Source organism: Agrobacterium sp. CG160-95, assembly GCF_053521725.1.
In genome coordinates this window covers 790,129-816,677 of sequence record NZ_JBNWDU010000002.1, presented here as the reverse complement: position 1 = coordinate 816,677, position 26,549 = coordinate 790,129, and the positions used below count along the sequence as shown (strand labels likewise).

The 26,549-nt window shown below is 59.1% G+C and carries 25 protein-coding genes; 6 read left to right on the top strand and 19 right to left on the bottom strand.

Annotated elements, in window-relative coordinates:
* The first annotated feature begins 114 nt into the window (after window positions 1-114).
* Window positions 115-846, top strand: a complete 732-nt coding sequence (locus ACQZ63_RS10345) for a response regulator (RefSeq protein ID WP_193559229.1) — start codon at window positions 115-117, stop codon at window positions 844-846.
* Complete coding sequence (locus ACQZ63_RS10340; protein WP_113556262.1) at window positions 843-2,105, top strand: ATP-binding protein; 1,263 nt, start codon at window positions 843-845, stop codon at window positions 2,103-2,105. Before ACQZ63_RS10345 ends, ACQZ63_RS10340 begins: the two co-directional genes overlap by 4 nt.
* Window positions 2,106-2,150: 45 nt before the next feature.
* Here the strand turns inward: ACQZ63_RS10340 and ACQZ63_RS10335 are convergent, their stop codons facing one another.
* The 6 genes from ACQZ63_RS10335 to ACQZ63_RS10310 all read right to left on the bottom strand — a co-directional run bounded on the left by ACQZ63_RS10335 (window position 2,151) and on the right by ACQZ63_RS10310 (window position 9,107).
* Window positions 2,151-3,245 (bottom strand): glycoside hydrolase family 88/105 protein, encoded by a 1,095-nt coding sequence (locus ACQZ63_RS10335; RefSeq protein WP_019566467.1) that lies wholly within the window; start codon window positions 3,243-3,245, stop codon window positions 2,151-2,153.
* On the bottom strand, window positions 3,232-4,803 hold the full coding sequence (gene pglA / locus ACQZ63_RS10330; RefSeq protein ID WP_113556263.1) for a polygalacturonase PglA: 1,572 nt from the start codon (window positions 4,801-4,803) through the stop codon (window positions 3,232-3,234). Before pglA ends, ACQZ63_RS10335 begins: the two co-directional genes overlap by 14 nt.
* A 112-nt stretch (window positions 4,804-4,915) precedes the next feature.
* Window positions 4,916-6,184 (bottom strand): ABC transporter substrate-binding protein, encoded by a 1,269-nt coding sequence (locus tag ACQZ63_RS10325; protein ID WP_113556280.1) that lies wholly within the window; start codon window positions 6,182-6,184, stop codon window positions 4,916-4,918.
* Window positions 6,185-6,233: 49 nt separating this feature from the next.
* On the bottom strand, window positions 6,234-7,334 hold the full coding sequence (locus ACQZ63_RS10320) for an ABC transporter ATP-binding protein (protein WP_035199333.1): 1,101 nt from the start codon (window positions 7,332-7,334) through the stop codon (window positions 6,234-6,236).
* A 2-nt stretch (window positions 7,335-7,336) separates the two neighbouring features.
* Complete coding sequence (locus ACQZ63_RS10315; RefSeq protein WP_019566471.1) at window positions 7,337-8,221, bottom strand: carbohydrate ABC transporter permease; 885 nt, start codon at window positions 8,219-8,221, stop codon at window positions 7,337-7,339.
* A 4-nt stretch (window positions 8,222-8,225) separates the two neighbouring features.
* Entirely contained in the window at window positions 8,226-9,107 is an 882-nt protein-coding gene (locus ACQZ63_RS10310; RefSeq protein WP_003517909.1) for a carbohydrate ABC transporter permease, read from the bottom strand.
* 211 nt (window positions 9,108-9,318) lie between these two features.
* Here ACQZ63_RS10310 and ACQZ63_RS10305 point away from each other — a divergent pair, with 211 nt between their 5' ends.
* Window positions 9,319-10,245 (top strand): helix-turn-helix domain-containing protein, encoded by a 927-nt coding sequence (locus ACQZ63_RS10305; protein WP_003517910.1) that lies wholly within the window; start codon window positions 9,319-9,321, stop codon window positions 10,243-10,245.
* 29 nt (window positions 10,246-10,274) lie between these two features.
* Here ACQZ63_RS10305 and ACQZ63_RS10300 read toward each other — a convergent pair whose 3' ends face one another.
* The 8 genes from ACQZ63_RS10300 to kduI form a co-directional block, all read right to left on the bottom strand.
* Complete coding sequence (locus tag ACQZ63_RS10300) at window positions 10,275-11,555, bottom strand: TRAP transporter large permease (protein WP_003517912.1); 1,281 nt, start codon at window positions 11,553-11,555, stop codon at window positions 10,275-10,277.
* Window positions 11,556-12,077 (bottom strand): TRAP transporter small permease, encoded by a 522-nt coding sequence (locus ACQZ63_RS10295; RefSeq protein ID WP_013761414.1) that lies wholly within the window; start codon window positions 12,075-12,077, stop codon window positions 11,556-11,558.
* 77 nt (window positions 12,078-12,154) lie between these two features.
* The gene (locus ACQZ63_RS10290; protein ID WP_448799130.1) at window positions 12,155-13,132 is read right to left on the bottom strand and encodes a TRAP transporter substrate-binding protein; all 978 of its coding nucleotides are present in this window, start codon (window positions 13,130-13,132) and stop codon (window positions 12,155-12,157) included.
* A gap of 146 nt (window positions 13,133-13,278) precedes the next feature.
* Window positions 13,279-14,157 carry an amidohydrolase family protein gene (locus ACQZ63_RS10285; RefSeq protein WP_013761415.1) on the bottom strand — a complete coding sequence of 293 codons (879 nt, stop codon included), beginning with the start codon at window positions 14,155-14,157 and terminating at the stop codon, window positions 13,279-13,281.
* Window positions 14,154-15,290 carry a D-galactarolactone cycloisomerase gene (locus ACQZ63_RS10280; protein WP_065688902.1) on the bottom strand — a complete coding sequence of 379 codons (1,137 nt, stop codon included), beginning with the start codon at window positions 15,288-15,290 and terminating at the stop codon, window positions 14,154-14,156. The genes ACQZ63_RS10285 and ACQZ63_RS10280 overlap by 4 nt, the downstream gene beginning before the upstream one ends.
* 24 nt (window positions 15,291-15,314) lie before the next feature.
* Window positions 15,315-16,226 carry a 5-dehydro-4-deoxyglucarate dehydratase gene (gene kdgD / locus ACQZ63_RS10275; RefSeq protein WP_003517921.1) on the bottom strand — a complete coding sequence of 304 codons (912 nt, stop codon included), beginning with the start codon at window positions 16,224-16,226 and terminating at the stop codon, window positions 15,315-15,317.
* A 113-nt stretch (window positions 16,227-16,339) separates the two neighbouring features.
* Window positions 16,340-17,083 (bottom strand): 2-dehydro-3-deoxy-D-gluconate 5-dehydrogenase KduD, encoded by a 744-nt coding sequence (kduD, locus tag ACQZ63_RS10270; protein WP_038493824.1) that lies wholly within the window; start codon window positions 17,081-17,083, stop codon window positions 16,340-16,342.
* On the bottom strand, window positions 17,080-17,904 hold the full coding sequence (kduI, locus tag ACQZ63_RS10265; protein WP_013761418.1) for a 5-dehydro-4-deoxy-D-glucuronate isomerase: 825 nt from the start codon (window positions 17,902-17,904) through the stop codon (window positions 17,080-17,082). Before kduI ends, kduD begins: the two co-directional genes overlap by 4 nt.
* 175 nt (window positions 17,905-18,079) lie before the next feature.
* Here kduI and ACQZ63_RS10260 point away from each other — a divergent pair, with 175 nt between their 5' ends.
* The 3 genes from ACQZ63_RS10260 to ACQZ63_RS10250 all read left to right on the top strand — a co-directional run bounded on the left by ACQZ63_RS10260 (window position 18,080) and on the right by ACQZ63_RS10250 (window position 20,108).
* Window positions 18,080-18,877: an NAD-dependent epimerase/dehydratase family protein gene (locus ACQZ63_RS10260; RefSeq protein WP_065705287.1), complete on the top strand. Its 798-nt coding sequence runs from the start codon at window positions 18,080-18,082 to the stop codon at window positions 18,875-18,877.
* Between the two features lie 134 nt (window positions 18,878-19,011).
* Window positions 19,012-19,749, top strand: coding sequence for a FadR/GntR family transcriptional regulator (locus ACQZ63_RS10255; protein ID WP_111804080.1), 738 nt, complete (start codon window positions 19,012-19,014; stop codon window positions 19,747-19,749).
* A 41-nt stretch (window positions 19,750-19,790) separates the two neighbouring features.
* Complete coding sequence (locus ACQZ63_RS10250) at window positions 19,791-20,108, top strand: cupin domain-containing protein (protein ID WP_003517929.1); 318 nt, start codon at window positions 19,791-19,793, stop codon at window positions 20,106-20,108.
* Between the two features lie 12 nt (window positions 20,109-20,120).
* Here the strand turns inward: ACQZ63_RS10250 and ACQZ63_RS10245 are convergent, their stop codons facing one another.
* The 5 genes from ACQZ63_RS10245 to ACQZ63_RS10225 all read right to left on the bottom strand — a co-directional run bounded on the left by ACQZ63_RS10245 (window position 20,121) and on the right by ACQZ63_RS10225 (window position 26,539).
* Window positions 20,121-21,353 carry a M24 family metallopeptidase gene (locus ACQZ63_RS10245; protein ID WP_113556265.1) on the bottom strand — a complete coding sequence of 411 codons (1,233 nt, stop codon included), beginning with the start codon at window positions 21,351-21,353 and terminating at the stop codon, window positions 20,121-20,123.
* A gap of 352 nt (window positions 21,354-21,705) precedes the next feature.
* Window positions 21,706-23,709, bottom strand: a complete 2,004-nt coding sequence (locus tag ACQZ63_RS10240) for an aldo/keto reductase (RefSeq protein ID WP_112178617.1) — start codon at window positions 23,707-23,709, stop codon at window positions 21,706-21,708.
* A 37-nt stretch (window positions 23,710-23,746) separates the two neighbouring features.
* Window positions 23,747-24,832: an ABC transporter ATP-binding protein gene (locus ACQZ63_RS10235; RefSeq protein WP_038493838.1), complete on the bottom strand. Its 1,086-nt coding sequence runs from the start codon at window positions 24,830-24,832 to the stop codon at window positions 23,747-23,749.
* Window positions 24,833-24,845: 13 nt separating this feature from the next.
* Window positions 24,846-25,682 (bottom strand): carbohydrate ABC transporter permease, encoded by an 837-nt coding sequence (locus tag ACQZ63_RS10230; RefSeq protein ID WP_013761425.1) that lies wholly within the window; start codon window positions 25,680-25,682, stop codon window positions 24,846-24,848.
* Window positions 25,679-26,539: a carbohydrate ABC transporter permease gene (locus tag ACQZ63_RS10225; RefSeq protein WP_013761426.1), complete on the bottom strand. Its 861-nt coding sequence runs from the start codon at window positions 26,537-26,539 to the stop codon at window positions 25,679-25,681. Before ACQZ63_RS10225 ends, ACQZ63_RS10230 begins: the two co-directional genes overlap by 4 nt.
* Window positions 26,540-26,549 lie beyond the last annotated feature (10 nt).

The window sequence follows — 26,549 nt, the reverse complement described above, 5'->3', positions numbered from 1 at the left end:
GCGCGGCCTATTTGTAACCGAATGTTGCCAGAGCGGCCGCAGCAAGCTTTCGTTGCAAAAATCCGCCGTTTCTTTGCTCCGCTTATGTATAGTGGCATCAAAAGGTTGGATGATATGGCGACAGTTTCGGTGACACATATTTTGATCGTGGATGATGATCCGGAGATACGTACATTGCTCGCGAAATATCTCGGCTCGCAGGGGTTTCGCGTTTCTATGGCAGCCGACAGGCGTGAGTTCGAAGAACAGTTCGCCTGCTCCGATCCCGATCTCATCGTGCTCGACGTGATGCTGCCGGATGGTTCCGGCCTCGATATCTGCCGCGATCTCCAAGGCCGCCGGCCGCGCACGCCCGTCATTCTCCTGACAGCGCTCAAGGAGGATGTCGACCGGATCGTTGGGCTGGAAATTGGCGCCGACGACTATCTTGGCAAACCCTTCAATCCGCGAGAACTGACGGCGCGGATCAAGGCCGTGCTGCGCCGCGCAGTACCTCAGGAAGTACCTCGCGGCTCATCCACCGCTTATGGTTTTTCGGACTTCACCGCCGATCCGGAACAGCGCTCCGTCATCCACGCCAGCGGTGAGAGGATCGAGCTGACGGGGGCGGAGTTCGATCTGCTGAAAGTCTTCCTCGACAGGCCCGGCCGGCTTCTTTCCCGCGATCAGCTGCTCGATCTTACGCAGGGCAAGGACCGCGGACCGTTCGACCGCTCCGTCGACGTGTTGATGAGCCGGTTGCGCAAGAAGCTCGAAACCGATGCCCGGGCTCCGATCTTCAAAACCGTTCGCAATGGCGGTTACCAGATGACGGTTCAGGTCAGAACCCTGCCGGTGCATCGATGAGCTCGCTCAGAAACCGTATCGCCGCACTGTTGATCGTCTCCATCATCGCGGTCATCGCGCTTGCAACTGTGGTGGCAGATCAGACATTGCAGCCGCCGCCGCCAGATGCCACCATCGAGCCCGTTGCCCGCAGCCTTGCCTTTGCCGTGACCATGGCCGAACGCGACCCCTCGCTGCAACAACCCGGCTATTTCCGCATTGAACAGAAGCCGCCTGAAGGTGATCTTGACGGAATGCTTTCGGAGTTTCTAGAAAAGGCCCTTGCACAGGTTGGCGAGCCGCGCACCGCAATTGTGATCCGCGCGCCTGGAAGTAATGCCCCGGTGGCGGCTATAGCGCTGGAAAAAAGCGGATGGCTGGTCGCGGAAATTCCGCATATGGGTCCTCCCCCGGGCGGCTGGAAGATTTTCGGCATGTGGATCGGGCTGATCATTCTTGGCAGTGCTGCTGTTTCCATCTTCGCCGCCAGAAAGATCACCCGCCCCCTCGACATGCTGGAAAACGCCGCTGCAAGCATCGGACCCGATGGTTCGCTACCCCATTTGTCGGAAACAGGTCCGGGTGAAATCCGCGCCACGGCGCGGGCCTTGAACGAACTCGCCCGCCGCCTGAAGGCGGCAATGGAAAGCCGAATGCGCCTCGTCGCAGCCGCTGGCCATGACTTGAGAACCCCAATGACCCGCATGCGTCTGCGGGCAGAATTCATCGAAAACGACGAAGAGCGGGGCAAATGGCTGGCGGACCTCGAGGAACTGAACGCCATCGCGGATAGCGCCATTCTGCTTGTGCGCGAGGAAGTGAGCCAGGATACCGTCAAGATGATCGATATCGGCAGGCTTCTCGGCGAAATCGTTAGCGAACTTTCTGATCTCGGTGACGCTGATGCGCTCGACTTTATGAAACCGGAAGCCGCCATGATCATCAAGGCCGCTCCACTTGCGCTTAAAAGAGCCTTGCGCAACCTCATCCTCAATGCCGTCACCCATGGCAAAACGGCACGGATCGATCTAACCGAGGACGAGAGCGAGGTCGTCGTTACAATCCGCGATGAAGGCCCTGGCATTCCGCAGGAACTGATCGGCCGGGTTTTCGAGCCCTTCTTTCGGGTCGATCTCGGGCGGCGAAAGTCGATCCCTGGTGTGGGGTTGGGTCTAGCCATCGCCAGAGAAATCATCGAGCGCTTCGGTGGCACGATCACAATCGCGAACCACAAAAAACAGGGCCTGATCCAGACGGTGATCTTGGCAAAAGTGGCATGATCTCATGCCACAAAACACCCTGTGCCCGTTAAGATGACCGCGCCGTCATGCCAAAAGCAGGCTTTCGGCATAGGCCATCATCAGCGGCCCGACGCCTTTGGCGTCATCGGATACAACCGGCTCGGTCAGGTAATAATCCGGAGACCCATCGCGATAATTGCCCTCGAAACCGCCGAGGCCCGCGACATGCACGATGCCGGTGAGACGGACGATACCCTTTTCGTCCACCTTGAGCTGTCTCTCAAGCAGGGCCTCAAGCGCGGACCGGCCCGCCGAAAGAGCCGCATTTGCTTCCTCTCCCTGCAAAAGCCCCAACCGCGCAGCCCGCAGTAAGGCATAGGCGAACATCGCCGAAGCGGAGGTTTCCTCGTAGTTTCCGGCAAGATCCGGTTTGTCCAGAACCTGCATCCAGAGACCGGTTTTAGTCTGCCGGGCAACAATACCGGCCAGAAGCAGGCCCGCGCGTTCCCGAAGTCCGATCGTTGCGCCATCAGCCGGCAACATCACCAACGCATCGACCAGCGCCATGGCGAGCCAGCCGACGGCGCGGGCCCATACCGCCGGGGATTGGCCGCTCACGGGATCGGCCCAGCGCTGGTTGCGGCTTTCGTCATAACCATGGACATAGAGCCCACCGGCATCCGCCGTCAGCGTGAGTGCGGTTGAGAATTGCTGTAGCGCATCGTCGATAAGTTCGGCGTCACTAGTCGCCTGCGCATATTCGATCTGGAAAGGAAGTCCCATATAAAGGCCATCCAGCCAGACCTGATGCGGATAACGCTTCTTGTGCCAATAATTACCGGCGCCCGTACGCGGATGGCTGCGGAGTTGGCCCGCAAGATGTTCCGCCGCAGCGAGATAACGTGGATCGCCCGTTTCCGCTGCCAGAGGAAACAGAATGCGACCGGCGAGGATGTGATCGATATTGTATTCCTGCGGATCGTAACCGGCGAGCACTCCGTCTGCCGCTATCTGGGTGTCAGCCAGACGATGCAGATGTTCGTTCCAGCGCCGGTCGCCGGTCGCTTCGAACAGGTGCTGCAAACCCCGATAAACACAGCCATCCTCATAACACCAGCTCCCGCCCTTGTAGTGCCTATAGCGGCTGGAGAATTGATCAAAATAATCAGTGGCTTTCATGGGTTTTCTCGATTGAAATCTGTGAGTGGGAAACGGCAGAGGCGCTCAGCAGCGCAGGATCGTCGCAAATGATTTCAGCCTGTTCGAAAACGATCCCCTCATGCAGCATGGGGCGCACCCCATCGGCCATGATCGGCGGTGTGGCCACGGCTACAGGATCACGCGAGACGATTGTGAGATTGCGAATGGCGATATTGCGGATTGGGGCCTCCGCTAAACCGAGAAAGACGCCGGCGGCATGTGCCAGATGGCGGATTTCCACATCTTCGACAGTAATTCCGTCGATAAACGGGGTCCCGTCGTCGACAGGTGCAGGGTCTCGCGACTGCACCCAGCCGTCATGCCCATCGGCATCGCAATGGTAATGGGCATTGGCGGAAAGCGCGGTATGCACGCCATCCAGCAACACGCGGCGCATGGTGATATCGCTGACTGAACCGCCACGGCCCCGCCGCGTCTTGAGACGCAAGCCGCGATCCGTGCCAACCATGTCGCAGTCCTCTACGGTTACGTCATGCACGCCACCCGACATTTCCGAGCCGATCACCAGCCCGCCATGGCCGCGCTCCATCAGGCAATGGCGCACGCTGACGCCGCGTGTTTCCGCCAGATGGTCGTCCTCGCCGTTCGGCCCGCGTTTGCCTGCCTTCACAGCAATGCAATCGTCGCCCACTGAAAAGCGCACGCCTGATATCGTCACGTTGCGGCAGCTTTCCGGGTTGAAACCATCGGTATTGGGGCTGTTATGCGGAGCGCTGATTGTGAGACCCGCCGCTGTCAGGGTCTCGCACCCTTGTGGATGGACCGTCCAGGACGGTGCATTGCGAATGGTGAAACCGAAAAGCCCGACATTGCGGCAGGAGACGAGATGCAGGCCGCGCGGTCGGCGCGCGCCGTCACGGGTTTCTTTCGGCCAGCTCCACCAGTCGCCTCTGTCGCCGGAACCATCGAGGACGCCTGTGCCTTCGATCACGAGATTATCTGCGCCGATGGCATGGACCGGCGCAGCGAAACAGGCATCCGGTAGCCCTTCCCAACTGCCGAGCATGCGGCCCGTCTCATCGCGGGCAGGCAGGATCGGCCAGCCATTGCGGGTGGAGGGTGCGCGCAGCACGGCCCCTTCCGCAAGATGAAACGTCATGTCGCTTTTCAACCGCACGGGAAACGCTGTCCAGAGGCCGGCAGCAAATCGCAACGTGCCGCCCGCAGGCACGGCGGCAACTGCCTCTTCCAGAGCGCGGGCGTTGGCGCGTGCGCCGGCTTCGTCGTCAAGCGCAATATCCGGCGTCAGCGAAAATGCCGTCGCCTCGACAAGCCCCGCGCAGGGCGCTGTCCTGAACTCCAGGCTTGCGAACCCATCCGCTTCGAACACATAACGCGTATCTGGACGCAGATCATGCAGCAGCGTCACCACGGTGGCGGTTTTTCCGGTTCGTAAATCACCATCTTGCGAAGTCAGCCGCCATGCCGTCTGCGGCAGGTGATATCGCGCACCGGGTACGGCGAGGCAAAGCGCCGCCGTTCGCGCCGAAAGCGCGATGATAGAGGGTTCGTTCATGCTCGTTTCTCGTTGTTCGTGCATGCCCCGCCAAAACAATCGGCTGGAATGCCCATGTCACCCGGCAACCGGATAAAGAGCCCGCCGCCGCAGGGGCGGCGGGCCATTGTCGTCAATCGAATTTGGCCAGAACGTCGTTGGTGGTATCGATCATCTGCTCAGCCGCCTCTTCCGCCGTCAGCTGGCCATAGGCATATTCCTCGAGCGTATCGATGAAGCCGGAGCGGATTTCCGGATGTTCGTTGAAGGGCGAAACTACCGGTCCCGATGCCGCCATGACGATGGCATTGGCGGCGCGGACTTCCGGCTCACCCTTGTCGCCCAGACGCTGCGCCGCAGCTTTGGAAGCAGGCAGGCCGCGAGACGTCCCAAGCGCATCGATGCCCTCAGGCTCGTTCAGCAGGCAGTTCAGGATTTGCGCTGCCGCTTCAGGGTTCTTCGAGTTTTTCGAGATAGAAAAGACCATGGAAGGCTTGCGATAAACGCCTTCCGTTACGGCATCGGCGAGCTTCAGCATCGGCACGGGTTTCAGCACCTGCCCATCCTTCAGGGGATCGGCATATTTCGAATAGGTTGAATCCCATTCATAGGAACCAGCGATACGGCCTTCGGACCAGGACGGCTTTTCATAAAGATTGACGTTGCCATCGGCCGCTTCCTCTTTCTGGGAGCGAATGGAGCCGGTTTCCACCAGCTTGCCGACGAACGAGATGCCTTCCGCCAGTTCCTCCGGCGTCCAGGCGACACGGTTGGTCTTGGGGTCGACCAGATCCTTGCCGGTTTTCTGCACCACGGCGAGTGTCACGAGAAGCTGGGCAGTCTCCTTTACGGCATTGAAGGTGTAATGATCCTTGCCGAGCTTTTCCTTGATGGTTTTTGTTGCCGTGAAGAATTCATCCCATGTCTTGGGGATTTCAACACCAGCCTTCTCGAAGGTGGTGGCGTTGAAAAAAAACACGCGGCCTGTGGTGGAGACTGAAAGGCCCTGAAGCACCCCGTTCATAGAACCCGCTTCCAGATCCGTCTCGGCCCATTGCGAAAGATCGAGAGGTTTCAGCTGACGCAGATCAGCAAAACCTTCGCCATTCTTGGAAAACAGCGGCAGCCATGGCCAGTTCACCTGAACGATATCAGCCTCCGTCTTGCCTGCCATTTGCGTGGTCAGTTTTTCCAGATATCCATCGAAGCCGGTAAACTCACCTTTGACCGTGTGGCTGTATTTTTCACCGCAGGCGGCAATCGCCTTCTGAGTGGCGACATGACGGCTTTCGCCGCCCCACCACGACATACGCAGTTCCGCGGCACCCGCCGCAGGCGCAGCCACCGTGGCCAGATAGGCAGCACCGGCCAGCATCGCCATTGTTCTCGTCATCGTCGTCATCTTCATTGTTCTTCTCCTCCTCGAAAAATCAGGCACGCTCGTCCCCTCCTCACAGCGAGACATTGCGGCCATCGGCCTTGTCGAAAATATGCAGCTTCTCGGGGTCCGGCTTCAGTCGCAGAATGCCGTCGCGCCCAAGCGCCTCGAATTCGGCTGCTCCCACCACGCTCACGAGCTTCTGTCCGCCCAGATCGGCATGCAGATAGACCTCGTGCCCCATGAATTCGGCGTTGGTCAGTTTCGCCTGCAGCGCCGGCCCATCGGCCTCACCGGCAAGCGAAAGATGCTGCGGACGGATGCCGATGACGGCGTCCGCCGGTCTGGCTGAAAGCCGCTTTTCCAGATGGTCGCCTATCGGAAGACGTTGCCCGCCGATGACGAACTCCGCCCCGTCGATCGCCACATCCACAAGGTTCATTTCCGGCATGCCAATGAAACCGGCGACGAACAGATTGGCGGGCCGGTTGTAGAGTTCCTTCGGCGTGGCGACCTGCATGATGCGCCCGGCCTGCATGACGCAGATACGGTCGCCCATGGTCATGGCTTCCGTCTGATCGTGCGTCACGTAGACGACGGTCGAAGACAGGCCCTCCGCCTTCAGCTGGCGATGCAGATCGGTAATGCGCACACGCATGGAAGCGCGCAGCTTCGCATCGAGATTCGAAAGGGGCTCATCGAACAGGAACACGCCCGGTTTCTTGATGAGGGCACGGCCCAAAGCAACACGTTGCGCCTGCCCGCCGGAAAGCTGTTTCGGCAGGCGATCCAGCAAGGGTTCGATTTCGAGAATGCGCGCGACATTGTCGATTGCCTTCTCGATCTCGGGCTTGGCAACACCGGCAATCTTGAGGCCGAAAGCAAGATTGCCGCGCACCTTCATATGCGGATAGAGCGCATAGTTCTGGAACACCATGGCAATGGAGCGCTTGCCGGGCGGCAGGTCGTTGACGCGCTGATCTCCGATGAGGATTTCACCGCCGGTGATTTCCTCCAGCCCCGCCACCATGCGCAGCGTGGTGGATTTGGCGCAGCCGGACGGGCCGACGAAGACCATGAACTCGCCGTCCTCGATTTCGAGATTGATGCCGTGCACGGCCTTGAAGCTGCCGCCATAGACTTTCTCGAGATTTTTAAGTTGAACGCTTGCCATTTTCAGCCCTTGACCCCGCCAGACGAGATCCCTTCAATGAAATACCGTTGCGCCGCGAAAAACACGACGAGCGCAGGCGCGATCGTCAGCACCGACATCGCCAGGATGCGGTTCCATTCGAAGGCTTCGGTGGTGTCGATGGAGAGTTTGAGCGCCAGGCTCACCGGATATTTATCGACCGAGGACAGGTAGATCAGCGGTCCCAGAAAGTCGTTCATCGTCCACATGAACTGGAAAAGGCAGACCGAGATCAGCGCCGGGGCCAGCATCGGCACGACGATGTAGACCAGCGTCTGCAGACTGTTGGCGCCATCCACACGGGCGGCTTCCTCCATATCCGAGGGCAGCGAGCGCAGGAACTGCACAAGCATGAAGACGAAGAAGGCATCACCGGCTAGTGCCGAGGGAACCCATAGCGGCAGGAAACTATCCAGCCAACCGAGGTCACGGAACAGGATATATTGCGGAATGCGGGTTACGACATTGGGCAAAAGCAGGATGGCGATGACCGAGCCAAACAGGATCTTCTTCAGCGGAAAATCGAAGCGCGCGAAGGCATAGGCCGCCATGGTGCAGGAAATCGCCGTTCCGATGACCTTCGGCAGGATGATCAGGAACGAATTCCAGAAAAACCGGCCGAAGGTGTAGGGCGTGGAGGTCTCCCAGCCGCGGATGTAACCGTCCAGTGTTGGAGTCTCAGGAATGAAACCTGCGCCGGAAAAAATCTCGGAATTGGTCTTGAAGCTTGCGCCGACCAGCCAGATCAGCGGATAGAGCATGATGAAGCCGACCGCGAACAGCAGCGTGTACCGGACAGAGGTCGATAACAGCCGGAGCCTTGCCCGGCGGGCGGCCTGCATGTCGTTTAAGGTTGCGATATCGGTCATGGCATCAATTCCGCTTGTCGCCGGCGTAATAGACCCACTTTTTCGAGGACCAGAAGGCCACGAGGGTCAGCACGGTGATGATGGTGAAAAGAACCCAGGCGATGGCGGAGGCATAGCCCATGTTGAACTTCTTGAAAGCCTCATCGTAAATATAGAGAGGCAGCAGATAGGTAGACTTCAACGGCCCGCCCTGGGTGATGATGTAAGGCCCGTTAAACTCCTGGAATGCCTGAACCATCTGCATGATCAGGTTGAAAAAGATGACCGGCGTCAGAAGCGGCAGGGTGATGAAGAAGAACGTCTTTACCTTTCCTGCGCCGTCGATTGCCGCTGCCTCATAAAGCGACTTGTCGATGGATTGCAGCGCGGCGAGAAAGATCACCATGGCCGAACCGAACTGCCAGCAGCGCAGCAGCGTGATTGTAAAAAGCGCATTGGCGGGATCGCCAAACCAGTCCACCGGCGACAAGCCGATTGCCGCCAGCGCCATGTTGGCCAGCCCTTCGCTGGCGAAGATGTAGCGCCACAGCACCGCAATCGCGATCGAACCGCCGAGGATGGACGGAACGTAAAAGGCGGTGCGGAAAAAATTGATGAATTGCAGCTTGTAATTGAGTATCGCTGCGATGAACAGCGCGAAGGCAAGCTTCAACGGCACCGTCAGAAACACATAAAACAGGGTGACGTTCAGGGATTTCATGAACGTGCGATCACGGGTGAAGAGCCGCTCGTAATTGGCCAGTCCCGCCCATGTGGGGTCACTCATCAGGTCGTAGCGGGTGAAGCTGAGATACAGGGAACCCAGAAACGGGATCGCCGTGAAAACCAGAAGTCCGATGATGTAGGGCGTCAGATATCCCAGCCCGAGGAAGCGATTAGATTTCATGACGCTCCTCCCCCACCCCGGAAAGGCGCGGATAACAGAATACAATTTCGTGCAAGTGATTCTCCCGGAACGGCTGACGGCGGGCGCATGATGGCGCGATTTCTCGCCGCAGCCGATCTCCTCCCTCATTGATACGGCGCGCATTAGCAGTTTGTGAGGTGACAAAACCAAATTTCCAAGCCAAGGTGAATTAACAAAGACGAGGAAAAAGATGGACGAAATCGAAGGTGGCATTCTCTCGTCCGTTCCGCCTGCGGCGCTCACGCTTAATCTCACGCGCGCCACGATCAAGATGGAGCACTCCCGCACCTGGCAGATCGACAAATCCAATCAGGTGGACGATCTCATTATCTGCCTGGAGGGTCGCGGGCATTATCTCGTGGACGGTGAAGCACGGGTGCTGGAGCCTGGCGACGCCATGCTGATTTTCAGGGGGCAGCATTTTATCGGCTGGAATGAACAGGCCGTCACCTATCGGGGAGTGGCACAGCATTTCACGCTGGATATTTACGGTCGCCACAACCTTGTCGCGCAGATGGACCTCAAGCCGAAACTTTCGCTGAGCCGCTGGCCGCTGCTGGAGCCGCTGGTGCGCCACTATCGGCAGAGCGCTCCCCCCTCCTCTGTCACGCTTGGCCAGCATCACCTGTTCATGGTGTTGCTGATCGCATTTATCGATGATGCATTTCTCGGATGGGTTGACCGTCCGAGTTTCCAGCCGGAAGGTGCGGAAGCCCTGGATCTGGCTGTCATGAAAGCGATCACGATGATTTCCGCCAATCCGCTCGACCCTGAAATCGCCGCAAGGGCGACCGACGCAGCCCCCTATAATCGCGACTATTTCCTGCGTGAGTTCCAGAAACGGGTGGGGCGCACGCCGAGGAAATATCAGGAATTCAAACGCATGGAACGTGCCATGCATTTTCTTGAAGCCGGGCTTTCAGTTGCGGCTGCGGCGGCAGAAGTGGGATATGGAGATCCCTATTATTTTTCGCGGATGTTCAAGCGCACATTGGGGTTGAGTCCCCGCGACCACATGAACAGGATACGCCGCAGCAGGCACGGCAATCTGATGGCGTTTGACGAGCACGAACAGCAGAGGCTGCTTGCCACCGAAATGGAAAAGGCCCCGGCATAGCGGGGCCTTCTTGCGATAAAGCTTTGGAACTACCGGAATAGTGACGGCAGCCAGAGTGAAAGCGACGGAATATAGGTGACGGCGAGCAGCACGGCTATGCTGGCGCCGAAGAACGGCCAGATCGTTCGCATCGCTTCCCGTATCGTTATGCCGCCAACCGCACATCCCACGAAGAGCACCGTTCCGACCGGCGGCGTATTGAGACCGATACCGGCGTTCAGGATCATCACAACGCCGAAATGCACGGGATCGATGCCGAAGGCCTTCACGACAGGTAGAAGCACCGGCGTAGAAATGATGACCATAGGCGCCATATCCATGAAAGTGCCGAGCAAGAGCAGAATGACGTTGATGACCAGAAGCACGATAATCGGATTGTCCGAAATCGCGCTGATTGTCGCGATCATCAGTGTCTGTACCTGCAGGAACGCCATCAACCAGCCGAACGACGCAGCCGTGCCGATGACGAGCAGAACCATCGCTGTCGTACGAACCGCCCCCATCACCGCCTCCACGAAACCGCTCCAGTCCAGCTCACGATAGACAAGCATGGCGACAAGGAAGGCATAGAGAACGGCAATGCAGGAACTCTCCGTCGCGGTGAAGATACCCGAACGAACGCCGCCGAAGATGATGCCGATCAACAGAATGCCGGGAAAGGACGCCAGAAGATAATACATCAGCTTCGAAAAGCCGGGAAACGGCTCGGACGGGTAACCCTTGCGCCGCGCGACGATATAGGCGGTGACCATCAGGGCCGCAGCAAGCAGCAGGCCTGGAATGATGCCGGCGGTGAAGAGATCGGCCACCGAAACATTGCCACCCGCCGCGATCGAATAAAGTATCATATTGTGCGAAGGCGGGATCATCAGCGCGATGATGGCGGCGTTGACAGTGACGTTGACGGCGTAATCCCGGTCATAACCGCGCTTGGCCATTTGCGGGATCATCAGGCCACCAACGGCCGAGGCGTCGGCGACAGCCGAGCCGGAAATGCCGCCGAACAATGTCGAAGCGACGATGTTGACCTGCCCCAGACCGCCGCGCAGATGACCGACAAGACCGGCCGCAAAACGGATCAGACGATGGGCTATACCGCCGCGGACCATGAGGTCACCCGCGAAGATGAAGAACGGGATCGCCATCATCGCAAACACGTTCATGCCGGAGTTCATCTGCTGGAAGACCACGATGGGCGGCAGGCCGAGATAAAGAACGGTGGCGAAGGAGGCAATGCCGAGGCAGAACGCAATCGGCGTACCGATCAGCATCAGAAGGGTGAAGACACCGAAGAGGATAGTGTAAGCCATTTACGCGGCCTCCTGCACAAACACATCCGCCGCGATTTCCTCGCCGATGACGAGATCGATAAAGCGTTCGGCTGCAAACAGCGCGATCAGAAAACCGCCACCGATCAGCGGGAAGAAATCCATGCCGCCCGGCCATCCAAGAACAGGGATCGTCGCCGTCCATGTTCCGGCAGAGAGGACGGTTCCGTACCAGCACATGCCAACCCCGAAAAAGAAGATCAGTGCCAGACTGGTCAGGTCCATCGCCGCCTGTATGCGCGGCGGCATCATATAGCGCAGAATATCCAGCCCCAGATGCACGCTTTCACGCACGCCCACCGCCGCCCCCAGCATGATGAACCATGACATAAGGTGAAGCGACAGCGGCTCGGACCAACTTGGTGAATCATTCAGGATATAACGGGCAAACACCTGCCAGCCGACGATAAGGGTCATGGCGACCATGCCGACGCCGGCGATGTAAAGTGACGCACGGCTGAGCGCGCCGAGAAATGGGCGGATCGCCCGCATGAAGTTTCGCATTTGCCTTCCTCCTCCAACCTCAGACCAATGACGACAAAAGAAAACCGGCCCTGTTGCCAGAGCCGGTTTTCCCTATGTCACTTGACGGCTTTTACCCGCTCAAGAAGGTCTTTCATTTTCGGATCGGTGACGAACTTGTCGTAGACCGGCCCCATCGCGGCGGCGAACTCTTCCTTATTGACCTTGATGACGTTGGCGCCACCGGCGCGTACTTTTTCTTCCGAGGCCTTTTCGCGCGCACTCCACAATTCACGCATCTTGCCAACGGAATCCTTGGCTGCCTGACGCAGCAGCTTCTGATCTTCCGGCGACAGCTTGTCATAGGAAATCTTGGAGATGACGAGGATTTCCGGATTGAGGGAATGTTCCGTCAGCGAATAGTTCTTCGCCACTTCATAGTGACGGGCGGATTCGTAGGACGGCCAGTTGTTTTCCGCACCATCGACAACGCCTGTTTCAAGCGAGGAGTAAACCTCGCCCATCGGCATCGGCGTAGGGTTGGCGCCAAACGCCTGCATCATCGATATCCACAGATCCGATTGCTGCACGCGGATTTTGAGGCCCTTCAGGTCCGCCAGTTTTTCGATGGGCTTCTTGGTTGTGTAGAAGGAACGCGCACCGGAATCGTAAAAGGCAAGACCGATCAGGCCGTGCGGTTCGAAAGCTGCCAGAACCTCATCGCCGATCGGGCCGTCAACGGTATTGTGCATGTGTTCCGTCGAACGGAACAGGAAAGGCAGGCCGAGAACGGTGGTTTCCTTGACGAGATTGTTGAAAGGCGCAGCGTTGACGCGGTTCATGTCGATGACGCCGAAGCGGGTCTGCTCGATGGTATCCTTCTCACCGCCGAGAACCGAATTGTTCATGACCTGCACCTTGATGCGGCCATTGGAGCGTTCCGACAGAAGTTCGCCCATATATTTCACGGCTTCAACCGTCGGATAACCGTCGGGATGAATATCGGCCGAGCGCAGGGTGATTTCCTGCGCCTTGGCGGAAACGCCTGACAGCGCGACCCCCATCGCGATGCACATCATACTTGCAATCTTTTTCATTTCTTCCTCCTCCGTTGTAACAACGGCCCCACCCCTCCAAGGCTAACGGACCGAATTTTTCACGCCCATCCGGGCCGGCATGCAAAGACCTTTCATCTGCAAAGGATGATGGGGACCTCCCTTTCCCCAACTATCCCGAATTGAAACTACACCGCCTTGAGTGGCGGCAGCTTGAACAGGGCTTCTGGATTTTCCACCAGCGCTCGGTGACGGGCCGCATCGTCCGGCAGCCAGCCGAGTGTGAGCTCCGCAAGGCGGGCATCATCCGGATAGGCAGCCGTCTCACGGACCGAATTGTGCGGCCAGTTCGTCCCCCAGACGATCCGCTCCGGAGCATGGGCAGCGATACGGCGCGAAAAGGCTGCAACATCTTCATAGGGCCAGGCGTCGCGCGAACTTTCATAAACACCGGCAAACTTGAACCAGAGATTGCCGCGATCGATGAGCTTCAAAAGTGCCGCCATTTCCGGGCCATCCGTGTCGATACCCCTGAAGAATTTTCCATGGTGGTCGAAGACCCAGCGCGAACGGATTTTTTCAAGGCGCGGCAAATGATCGAGAAGCCCATTGCCGTCGAACTGAACCGCCACCATCCAGTCGGCCGCATGGGCACGCTGATCCACCGCTTCCAGTTCCGATAGGTTCACCGCGCCGCCAGGCAAATCCATGATACGGGCGCCCACGGCACCGGCAGCGGCAAGTCGTTCCATGTCCTTTTCAGTCGTCTTCTCATCGATAATCACCACCGCGCGGGCTGCCTCGCCCATTTCTGCCACGCAGGCCAGCGTGTTGCCGTTATCTCGCTGTTGGGCGTTGCCCTGGGTGATGATGACGCGGTCGATGCCGAGCCATTGCATGAGCTGGCGATAATCCTCAGGCCCCGGCAGCGCACCCGGAGGCAGGCCCGGCCCACCCGGCAAGGCTGGATATCCGGGCAGATACATATGCATCTGAGTATCGACCGCCCCTTTCGGAAACGCTGGCTGCGGCGGTGTCCCGCTTAGTTTTCTGACAAGTTCGCTCATGGCTGTGGCATCCTGAATTCAACGAGTGCGTCGCGGTTGATCTCGATGCCGAGACCGGGACCATCGGGAATGGCGACGACACCGTTCACCGCCTCTACCGGCTGTTGCAGCACGGCCTGACGGAACGGATTATGCGTCCGATCGAATTCCATGATCGGCTCGACGGGGTTTACCCGCACCGGATCGGGCACCATCGCGGCCATGAACTGCAGGGCAGCGGCGATCTGCACGCCCGTGCCCCACACATGCGGCACAATGCGCACGCCGTGCAGCGTGGCAAGCGTGGCAATCTTCTGCGTTTCGGAAAAGCCGCCGCAACCGCAGAGGTCTGGTTGGAGAATATCCACGGCACCGGCGGAAAGCGCCTGCCACATGCCGTAACGCCCGTGCCAGGTCTCGCCTCCCGCAACCGGGATTGGTTGGCCTGCCCGCACGCGCGCATAGGCATCGAGCTGCTCGGGAACCACCGGCTCCTCGAACCAGTCGATGCCGTATTCAGCCGCACGATTGCCGAGCGCGATGGCTTCGGTAACGGTATAGCCGTGATTGGCGTCGATCATCAGCCGCATATCCGGCCCGATCGCTTCGCGCACGGCGGCAATGACCGCAAGATCCTCCTCGATGCCGAAACCGATCTTGATCTTGCAGGCGTGAAAACCCTCTGCACGGCGCTCAGCCATCTCATTGGCATTGTCGGAGATGCGGTCGACCCCATCACGCTTGAAGCTGCCGGTGGCGTAGGCGCGCACGCTTTCGCGCCAGCGCCCGCCGAGCAGCATGGAGATGGAGGTGCCGTAATGCTTTCCCTTGATATCCCACAGCGCTATATCGATGCCGGACAGGGCTGTAATGCTGAGGCCGCGCTGGCCCTGGTCGCGCAGGGCATTGTAAAGCACAGCCCAGATCTTTTCGGTCTGGCGGGGATCCTGGCCAATAAGCCAACCGGAATAGGCCTGAACCACGGCGGCGTTCGGTCGCGCCGGACCGAGGCATTCGCCCCAGCCGACGGTCCCGTCATCGCATTCGATTTCGACCAGAACGTGGGCACGCCGGTCAAAGCGCATGGATGCGCTTTCAAACGGCGTGGCCAGCCGATGTTCGAGCAGATGCGTGCGCACCGCTGTGATCTTCATCGTTCCCCTCCCGTTATACCTTGATCACACCTTGCGCTTGTGCGTGCCGATCAGGGCATCGAGCATGCCGATTTCCTCATTCGTCAGATCCTTCAGCGGCGCGCGCACCGGACCCGCATCAAAGCCCTGCAGGCGAACGCCAGCCTTGATGGCGGAGACAGCGTAACCCTTGGCGCGATTGCGGATCGCCATGAACGGATAGAAGAATTCCGTCAGGATGCGTTCGCAGGTGGCGCGCTCGCCGGCCCGCAGCGCCGCATAGAACTCGTTGGCAAGGCCCGGCACGAAGTTGAAGACGGCCGAGGAATAGGTCGTGAAACCGGCGCCGAGATAGGCTTCGGCAAACAGTTCCGCCGTCGGCATGCCGCCGAGATACATCAGGCGGTCACCCATCTTGGCGGTGATCTGGCGAACGAGACCGATATCACCGGTGCCGTCCTTGAAGCCGACGAGGTTCGGGCACTCATCGCAGAGACGCGCCAGCGTATCCGCCTGAAGCACCGAATTGTCGCGGTTATAAACCATGACGCCGATGCCGACCGACTGGCATATTTTCTTGATGTGCGCGTAAAGGCCTTCCTGCGGCGCATCGATGAGGTAATGCGGCAGAAGCAGGATGCCATCAGCACCGACTTTTTCCACCGAGCGTGCAATATCAACCGCAACCTCGGTGCCGTAGCCGCAGCCGGAAACGATTGCCGTTTCACCGGCCACTTCCTTGGCAGCCGAAACGATAGCAGGGATTTCATCCGGCTTCAGCGAGAAGAACTCGCCCGTACCGCCGGCGGCAAACAGCACCGGCGCCTTGTAACCGGCAAGCCATTCGACATGCGCCCTGTAGCTATCGGCCGCAAAACGACCCTCGGAATCAAAATGCGTTACCGGGAAGGAGAGCAGGCCGGAGCCAAGCGCCGCCTTGATTTGTTCAGGGTTCATAATCCGTATTCCTCTGCAAGTTCACTGACTGGAAGCCACCTAAACCGCTTGCCGCATATTTGTCAACAAGTCATCATACAAGTTATATGATGAATTTTGAAAACCGGCGCGCATTAGCGCGCCAGCCAGCCACCATCGACATTGAGGATGGCGCCATGCACATAGTCGGCCGCCGGCGAGGCGAGGAAAACCGCCGCCCCGGCGATGTCTTCAGAATGCCCCCAGCGGCCTGCCGGGATACGCTCGAGAATGGCCTTGTTGCGGGCAGCATCCGCCCGCAACGCCTCGGTATTGTTGGTTTCGATGTAACCGGGCGCAATGGCATTGACGTTGATGCCCTTCGCGGCCCACTCATTTGCCAGAAGCTTGGTCAGACCCGCAACGCCATGCTTCGCCGCCGTATAAGCCGGCACGCGGATGCCGCCCTGAAACGACAGTAGCGAGGCGATATTGACTACCTTGCCCGGACGACCTTTCGCCAGCAATTCCTTGGCGAAGGCCTGCGTGGTGAAAAACAGCGCCTTGAGATTGACGTCCATCACCTCATCCCAGTCGAGCTCTGAAAACTCCACGGAATCGGCGCGGCGAATGATGCCGGCATTGTTGACGAGAATATCGAAACCGGCGTCGGCAAAGCTGTCCCTGGCGGCGAGTGGATCGGCAAAATCAATCGACAATGCGGCGGCCTTGCCGCCGTTCTTCGCGATCATGTCCAGCGTCTCGTCCGGCGCGCGGCGGGCGGCGCAGACAACTTCCGCGCCGGCCGCGGCGAGGCCGACGGCGATTGCTTGACCAAGCCCCGTATTGGCACCCGTCACCAGCGCCTTACGCCCTTGAAGCGAAAAGGGATTTTTCATTTCAGATCCCCCGGCTGAATGAAGTCCATGTCGGTATAATCGACATTGTCCCCAGCCATGGCCCAGATGAACGTGTAAGAGCCGATGCCAGCGCCGGAATGGATCGACCAGGGCGGAGAAATGGCACCCTCTTCGTTGGAAATGAAGAGATGCCGCGTTTCCTGCGGCTCACCCATCAGGTGCAGAACGCGCGACTTTTCATCCATGCCGAAATAGAGATAGGCCTCCATGCGGCGATCATGAATATGCGACGGAATGGTGTTCCAGACGGAGCCGTCCTCCAGCGTCGTATAGCCGAGCACCAGCTGGCAGCTTTCCATGACGAGTGGGTGGATGAACTGGTTGATTGTGCGCTTGTTGGAGGTCTCGGTCGCACCAAGCTTGACCTCCTTGCTGTCGGCAAGGCTGACGAGCTTTGCCGGCAGGCTGCGATGCGCCGGGCATGAGGTGATGTAGAACCGGCCCGCGCCATCGAAGGTCACCGCACCGCTGCCCGCACCGAGATACAGAACGTCGCCACGATTGAGCGTATACGTCTCGCCACCAGCGTTGACGGTGCCGGTGTCGCCGATATTGACGATGCCCATCTCGCGCCTGTCAAGGAACGACGGCGTCTTGGTTTCCTCGACCTTGTCCAGCATCAGCGGGGCACCATCAGGCACCGCGCCGCCCATGACGAAACGGTCGTAATGGGTATAGATCAGCCTGATTTCGCCGGAACGGAACATGTCGTTGGCGAGGAAATGCTTGCGAAGCCCTTCGGTATCGAGCGTTTTTGCATATTCCGGGTTGACGGCCTGCCTTGTTTCGACGGTCAGCATCAAACTCATCCTTCATGATTGTTGCGTATAGGACATAATATATGTTATCCGCTTTTTGTACGATCTGTATGACAAGGTCAAGAGGAACCTGGATATCTCGACCACGCCGGAGACGTTGAATGGGGTTTCCCGCAGCCTCGATGATCCGCAGTCCATTCGTTTAGGGAGAATTGCAATGAAACGGCTTCTTGTTACAGGTGCGGCTGGCCAGCTCGGCCGCGTCATGCGCAAGCGCCTCGCACCCATGGCCGAGATATTGCGTCTTGCCGATCTTTCGCCGCTCGATCCTGCCGGACCGAACGAGGAATGCGTGCAATGCGATCTGGCCGACGCCAGCGCCGTCGATGCGATGGTCGCCGATTGTGACGGCATCGTCCATCTTGGCGGCATATCGGTGGAGCGGCCTTTCGAGCAGATCCTTCACGGTAATATCATCGGGCTTTATAACCTCTATGAGGCGGCCCGCGCCCATGGGCAGCCGCGAATCGTCTTCGCCAGCTCCAATCACACGATCGGTTATTATTCCCAGACAGAGCGGCTTGGCCCCAACGTTCCCTTCCGGCCGGACGGTCTTTACGGCGTGTCCAAATGTTTCGGCGAAAGCCTCGCCCGCATGTATTTCGAAAAATTCGGCCAGGAAACGGCGCTGGTCCGCATCGGCTCCTGCACGCCGGAACCGCAAAATCACCGCATGTTGTCGACCTGGTTTTCGCAGGATGATTTCGTATCGCTGATCGAGGCGGTTTTCCGCGCGCCGGTGCTCGGCTGCCCGGTCATCTGGGGCGCATCGGCCAATGACGCGGGCTGGTGGGACAATTCCCACCTCGGCTGGCTTGGCTGGAAACCGAAGGACAACGCCGAGACTTTCCGGCAGCACATTGCCGAGACAACACCGCAACCAGACCCTAAAGATGCGGTGGCGCGTTTTCAGGGCGGCGTTTTCATCGACAATCCGATCTTCAAGGCGACTTGAAATGCCAATCGGGACCGACAGGCATGATAACCGGTCTTTCCTGCGCGTGCAGCGGGATTGCAAGCCGGACCGCGAATGACGTATCGAGGAATACCGGACGCTAACCTGCACCCTTTTTTAGAACGGCGATGACAATGACAAAAGCGATAACCTCCGAACCGGCAGCTCCGCAAGCCAAGACGCTTGTGATGAAGGTTTCTGAGGAGCTCCGCAGCCAGATCGCCAAGGGCCGTTACAAGACAGGCGAGCGCCTGCCTTCCGAAGCGCAGATGACGCAGGAATTCGGCGTAAGCCGCACCGTGGTGCGCGAGGCCATCGCCTCACTGAGGTCCGACGGGCTGGTCGAGCCGCGTCAGGGTGCGGGCGTCTTCGTGCTGGAGCCAGCGCCTGTCGAGCGACGGCCGTTCCATAATGTCGATCTTGCCCGCGTCTCGTCCCTGATCGAAATGCTCGAACTGCGCACCGCCGTGGAGGGTGATGCCGCCGGTCTTGCCGCCGTTCGCCGCTCCCCGGCGCAGGAGGAGAAAATCATCGAAGCATTCGATGCCTTCCGCGCCAGCGCCGCCAAGGGCATTCCGACAGCAGAGGCCGACTTCGCTTTTCACCTGGCCGTTGCCGACGCAACCAACAATCCGCGCTTCAGCGAGTTTCTACAGGTGCTTGGCCCCACGCTCATTCCGCGCCGCGCCGTTGCCGAAAACGGCAAGGAAACCGTGCTTTCACCCGCTGACCTCAACCGGCTTGTCGGTGAGCACGAAGCGATCCTGATTGCTATACAGAACGGCGACGAAGAGGCGGCAAGAAGCGCCATGCGCCACCACCTGAAAAGCAGCCAGACGCGTTACCGCGCCATGCTGCGCGCGCCGCGCTGAATTTCAAGCTTGAACGACATCGCATGACCGAGGAGAACGACATGCAGCAGCTTCCGACATTCCCCACCGTTTCACCCGACGATGGTGTTGAACGCACCGTGCTTTCCGAAGCGCCGGAGCTGATGGTGGTTTCGTTCCGCTTCAAGACCGGCGCCGAAGGCAAGCTGCACAACCATCCGCATGTGCAATCCACCTATGTCGCCAGCGGCAGTTTCCGCTTTTACCGCGATGGCGAAGCCTACGACCTGCAGAAAGGCGACAGCCTCATCATTCCCGGCCATGTCGAGCACGGCTGCCTCTGCCTGGAAGAGGGCGAGCTGATCGACTGCTTCACCCCGCGCCGCGACGACTTTCTCTGAACCTGGCCGGCCTCAGGCCCGGGACAAATCCCGCAGGGTGCGTGGCAGGCTGTTCATGCACTCTGCCCCTGCTGTGGTAACGAGAAACTGGTCCTCGATCATCAGCGCGCCTAGACCTTCGCCGTAAAACGGCGCTTCAAGTGCCACGACCATGCCCGGAAGAATGACCTCCTCATTGTCATGGGAAAAAAACGGCCATTCCTCGATGCCCACGCCGCCGCCGACGGAATGGCCGAAATGACCGCGATAATATTCGCTGAATCCGTCTTTGCGCATCGAAGCCAGCATGGCGGCGTGCACCGCACCGAATGTATTGCCGGGACGAATCGCTTCCAGCCCGCTGGCAAAAGCTGCCTCCAGCGCTTTGAAAATATTGGCCGCGAGCGGAGAGACCGCACCCCATGAAAACGTCCGCGCGCCATCCGACGAATAACCATCGACCAGCGTGCCAACATCGGCCTTGATCAGGGCACCGGGCGCGACGACCGCCGTCATATCCGACAGGGCCGGACCGACCGATATATAGTCCCAATGGCCGCTAAGCGAAAAACCCGACTTCAGGGCATGCGACTGAGCGCCGGCTTTCCACGCGTTGGAAAGCTGGCTGAGCGCCAAGCCCGGCCGCACGGCCGCCGCCATCTCGACCAGCCCGGCCTCAGCGGCCGCTGCGGCCCGCCTGAGAAGTTCAATCTCGCGCACGGATTTCACCGCACGCAGACGTTTCAGCACCGTCGAGCCATCAACCCAGGTCACAGCGGGCGTCACCTCACGAAGAGCCGAAAAATCGGCGGCCGGCATGAATTCGAGATCGGCACCGATACGCGCCGCAGACAGCCCGCGTTCCTGCAGAAGGTCGGCCAGCAAAACAAAGCAGGCGGCGCGATCGAATGTCTCCGGCCTCTGTCCGCCGGAATTGTTTCGGCGATAGGCACCGTCTACCTGCGAGACGTTTTCGACACCCGACATATCGACCATATCGATCCAGATGCGATGCCGGCGCAGATCGACATCAGGCGCGGCCTTCTCGACAAGAGGTGCGGCGTGATCGCTGACGACGGCGGCAAGCCCGGACGCAGCATCGGCTGGGACAAGCGCAATCGCCGACCCCGCCCTGCCCCACATCGTCGCAACGCCCGCATGTGCTCCAACCGCATAACGGAAGGCTTCGGGCTGGAAAAGCACCAGCGCATCCATGCCCGCCTCACCCATCAACTGCTGCGCACGGCCTCGATCGATATCGCCCATAAGAACCCCGGTAGATTGTTTCACCCGCCGTGTTTTCAGGCGGGCGCAATAATATCAAGATCCCGATTTATCAGCGGCTGCTGAGAGAAAGAAGCAAGAAAACAAGATAAGGTAGGAGGTTGGGGATAGTCCTTCTATAAAACAGTGCTTTAGCACCACCACAGCATCCGCATTCCGTCACCCTGACGAGGTCCGGGGTCCAGCACGGTCAATTCCTTGATTGCAAAAGACTCCGGCCACGGCGCTGGCACACCGTGGCCGGATGCCGGGTCAAGCCCGGCATGACGCAGGAGAGGTAGCCGACTTTATCATCCATCCGGAGACCGCGGAAAACCCGCCGTCTCGTGTCGTGTCACGCCTCCAGCCACTTAACCTGCTCAGCCGTCAGCTTGATATCCAGCGCAGAAAGGCTGTCCTCCAGTTCGGCAATGTTGCGCGGCCCGATCAGCGGAATGACCGGAAAAGGCTGGGCGATGACATAAGCGAGCGCGATGTGGATCGGATGGCGGCCGAGTTTCCGGGCAAGCTCGATCGCCCGGTCGCGGCGGTCGAAGTTGCGGTCGGAATACCAGACGCGGACGATTTCCTCGTCATCTCGCTTGTCCCGCCCCGCCCGGTCGGTGAAGAAGCCGCGCCCCTGGCTCGACCAGGCGAAATTCGGGATCTGGCGGGATTGGAGCCATACCTTCCACTCATCGTCCGATGCCGCCACACACCCCGCCCAGATGGGATCGAGCATTTCGGCAAGCGAGAAATTGTTGGAAAGTGCGCCCGGCGCCTGCTTGCCGTTCTCTTGCGCATAGGCGGTGGCCTCGTCCATACGCTCGCGCGTCCAGTTCGATCCGCCAAAAATGCCCCGAATGCGACCACGCCGGACTTCGGCATCCATCGCATCGACAAATTCGCCGACCGGCACGTCGGGATTGTCACGATGCATGAAATAGACATCGACATAATCCGTCTTCAGACGCTCCAGCGACTGGTTGAGCTGCTTGGCGATCATGTCCGGATAGCAGAGGGGCGAATGCGCGCCTTTGCCGATCAGCACGATTTCTTCGCGCGGCACGTTGCGGCTGGTGTGCCAGTCACCGAATATGGCTTCCGTCTTGCCGCCGCCATAGACATAAGCCGTATCGAACAGATTGCCGCCCGCCTCATAAAAGGCATCGAGCGTCAGGGACGCGGAGGCGAAATTGGGGAAGAACTCGAAACCGAGCGCAACCACCGAAGCGGGTTTGGTGAGGCCGGGTATCTGCCGCTTCGGAACCGCATTGCCTGCCACAACCTTGCCACCGGCAATATTCGTGATGCGAGAAGTTGCTTTTTCGACGCTGTATTCCAGGCCAACGGCGGCACGCCACTGGTCCATGACACGTAGATTGCCGAGACTGTCGGCCCAGCCCATGCCGGGCGCGCCGAATTCCTGCTTGCCCTGCCTTATCGCCTCACCTGCCGCATCGACTTCGAAGGAATAGAGCCAACGGTCTTCCGGCAATTCGATGGTTTCGACCTTGTCGCCCCTGAAAATATCGATCCGGCCGGTGCCACCCTTGTGGCCGGCGGCGAACCAGAAATCCTTGACTTCGATACGGCCTTCCGAACCGATGATGCGCAGCACATTGTCCTGGCCTGCCATGATCGAGCAGGAGACTTCGGCAACGATACCGTTCGAAAATTTCAGAACGGCCGAAGCCCATTCATCGACGCCCGACTGGCCGAGATGGGCCGCACCTACAATCTTTTCGGGTTCAGCAAAGGGTTTTCCATCGACTGCACCGGCAATCAGCCGCACCATGGATACGGGATAACCGCCGACATCGAGAATGCCGCCGCCTGCCGTCTCATTGGAAAACAGACGATGGTCGGCACGGAAAGACCCCATGTTAAAACCGAAACTGGAGCGGATGATGCGGATATCGCCAACGGCGCGGTTCCTGATCAACTCTACCAGTTTTGCCGTCTGCGGATGCAGGCGGTACATATACGCCTCGCCCGCGAAGACATCAGCTTTTTTCGCTTCGTGGAAAATGGCGTCGGCGTCATAGGCGGAAAGCGCGATGGGCTTTTCCACCAGCACGTTTTTGCCCGCACGGATCGCCTTGATCGCCCATTCCGCATGGCCGGTATGGGGCGTGGCGATATAGACGGCGTCGATATGGGGATCGGAAAGCAGCGCATCGTAACCGTGGATGATGCGCGCGCCGGGAAAGGCGTCAGCAAGGCCGGGCTTGTCCGGATTGCGGGTGGCGATAGCCTCGAGCTTACCCGTGCGGGAATGGGCAATGCCGTCCGCAAAGGTCTTGGCGATGGTGCCCGGGCCGATAATGCCCCAGCGGATCGGTTGGTCGGTCGTCATGAAATCCTCGTCTTGACTTGCGTGCTTGGGAAAGGGTTCAGCGCAGGCGATTGCCCTGACTGTCGAAAAGAAATGCCTTGCGGGCGGAAAGACCGACCGTCAGCCGGTCACGATTGGCGACGTCTCGCGATTCCGGCCGCTCGATGACGAGTTGCTCACCGCCTTCCGTACGGGCATAGACATAGCTGGTATTGCCGAGGTGCTCGGCGACATCGACGTGGACGGTGAGATCGGCATCGCCCTGCCCGACATCAGCAAAATGTTCGGGCCGGATACCGAGCGAGACCTTGCTTCCCTCATCGAGCCGGTCCTTGATCGGCAGGGTCAGCCGCACGGCAGGATCGCTGTCGAGCGACAGCGTGACGCTTTGTCCACCCGTACCGATGACGGTCGCCTCCAGAAAATTCATCTTCGGCGAACCGACGAAACCGGCAACGAAACGGTTGGCGGGGTCGTCATAAAGATCGAGCGGGGCACCAACCTGTTCGATATTGCCCGCCCTCAAAACCACGATCTTGTCGGCCAGCGTCATCGCCTCGGTCTGGTCGTGGGTGACATAGATCATCGTGGTGCCAAGCTGCTTGTGCAGCCGCGAGATTTCCACCCGCATCTGCACCCGAAGTTCCGCATCGAGGTTCGACAAGGGCTCGTCGAACAGAAACACCTGCGGTTCGCGCACGATGGCGCGGCCGATGGCGACACGCTGCCGCTGCCCGCCGGAAAGCTGCTTTGGCCGGCGTTCCATCAACTCGTTGATCTGCAGGATTTCGGCGGCGCGGCTGACACGCTTTTCCGTATCGGCCCTGGGATTACCGTTCATCCTGAGGCCGAAGGACAGGTTTTCGGCAACCGTCATGTGCGGATAAAGCGCATAGGATTGAAACACCATGGCGATGCCGCGATCGGCCGGATCGGCATCGTTGACCGTTCTGCCGCCGATACTGATATCGCCGCCCGATATATCCTCCAGCCCCGCAATCATACGCAGAAGCGTTGATTTGCCACAGCCGGACGGGCCGACGAAGACCACGAACTCGCCATCGGCAATATCGAGATCTGCACCATGGATGACTTTCAGCGCACCGTAGCGCTTTACGACATTCTTGAGCGAAAGTTCCGCCATGCGGTCTCTCCCCTTACTTGACTGCCCCGGCGGAAATGCCGGCGATGAAGTGGCGCTGCAAAGCCACGAAAACGATGAGAATGGGTGCGGTGAGCAGAACTGCACCGGCCATGATGCCGCCCCATGACACTTTGGTGAGCCCGATGAGGGTGCCAAGTGCCACGGGTGCGGTCATCATTTCCGGGCGGGAGTTGATCAGCAGCGGCCAGAGATAATTATTCCAGGAAGCGAGGAAGAGGATGATGGACAGCGCCGCCATGGTGGGGCGCGCCAATGGCAGAGCAATGCGCAGGAATATCTGCCATTCCTTGACGCCCTCGACCCTTGCCGCATCGAAAAGCTCCGTTGGCATCATGGAAAAGGATTGCCGCATGAACAGCACGCCGAGCGAGTTAAACAGTGGAGGCACGATGAGTGCCACCCAGGTGTTGGCGAGCTTGAATTCGCGCGCCACCATGATGAACTGGGGAATGACGACAACTGCAAAAGGCAAGGTGATGGTGCCGAGAATGATGGCGATCACCACCGAGCGTCCGGCAAAACGATAGCGCGCCAGCGCCCAGCCCGCCATGGAGGTCAGAAACACCGAGAAAACCGTATAGATGACCGCAACGGTGATCGATATGAACATCGCCCGCAGGAAGTTGGTATCCGCCTGAAGGTTTTTGAAGTTCTCGATGAAATTGGTGGACGGGACGAGCACGATGTCGGGGCTGAAAATGCCAAAATCAGGCATAGTCGAGAACACGAACATCATCCACAGCGGAAATAGCCAGATGAGGGCAAGCGGCGTCAGCGTCGCATGCAGCGCGATCTTCTGCCAGAGAAGCGATCTGGATTTCGATCTCATTTCGGCTCCCTCCCGACCCAGAGATTAAGAAGCGAAATGGCGATGGCGAGCGCCGCCATGGTGTAGGCGATGGCTGAGGCGTAGCCGAAATTGAGCGAAGTGAAGCCCTGCCGGTAAAGGAACAACCCCAGCGTTTCCGTACCGCCGCCCGGCCCACCCCTGTTGGTGATGAGGAAAGGCTCGGCAAAAAGCTGCATGGTGCCGATGACGGACAGGACCACGCAGAAAAGGATGATGGGTTTCAACAGCGGCAGTGTGATGTGGAAGAACTGCTGCCGCTTGTTCACCTTGTCCAGTGTCGCCGCCTCATAGACATCGCCGGGGATGGATTGCAGGCCGGCCAGAATGATGATGGCGTTATACCCCGCCCAGCGCCATGTGACGGCGATGATGACCAGCGCCATGGCCGCATTGGCATTGTCGAACCACGAGATGGGCGAAAGGCCAACGGAAGTGATGAGCTTGTTGATGATGCCGAAATCGGCACTGAACATCAGCCGGAAAACTGCCGCATAAGCGACTTCTCCGACGACGACGGGTGCGAAGAAGGCAAAACGGTAAAGCGGGCGTACCTTCAACAGTGGCGAGTTCAGAAGTACCGCCATGACGGTCGCAAGCGCGATCATGACAGGCACCTGAATGACCAGAATGATGAGCGTATTGTAGAGCGCGTTATAAAACGCCGGATCGGAGACCAGCCTCCCCCAGTTCATGGAGGGCGCAAACCGCCAGGGATTGATGCGGGTGTTCTGAAACGACAGCATGAACGAGCTGACGATCGGCCAGACCCAGAACGTCGCGAAAATCAGAAGATAGGGCGCAAGGAACGCATAAGCGATCCTGTTCCTTGACGGCATGACGACCTCC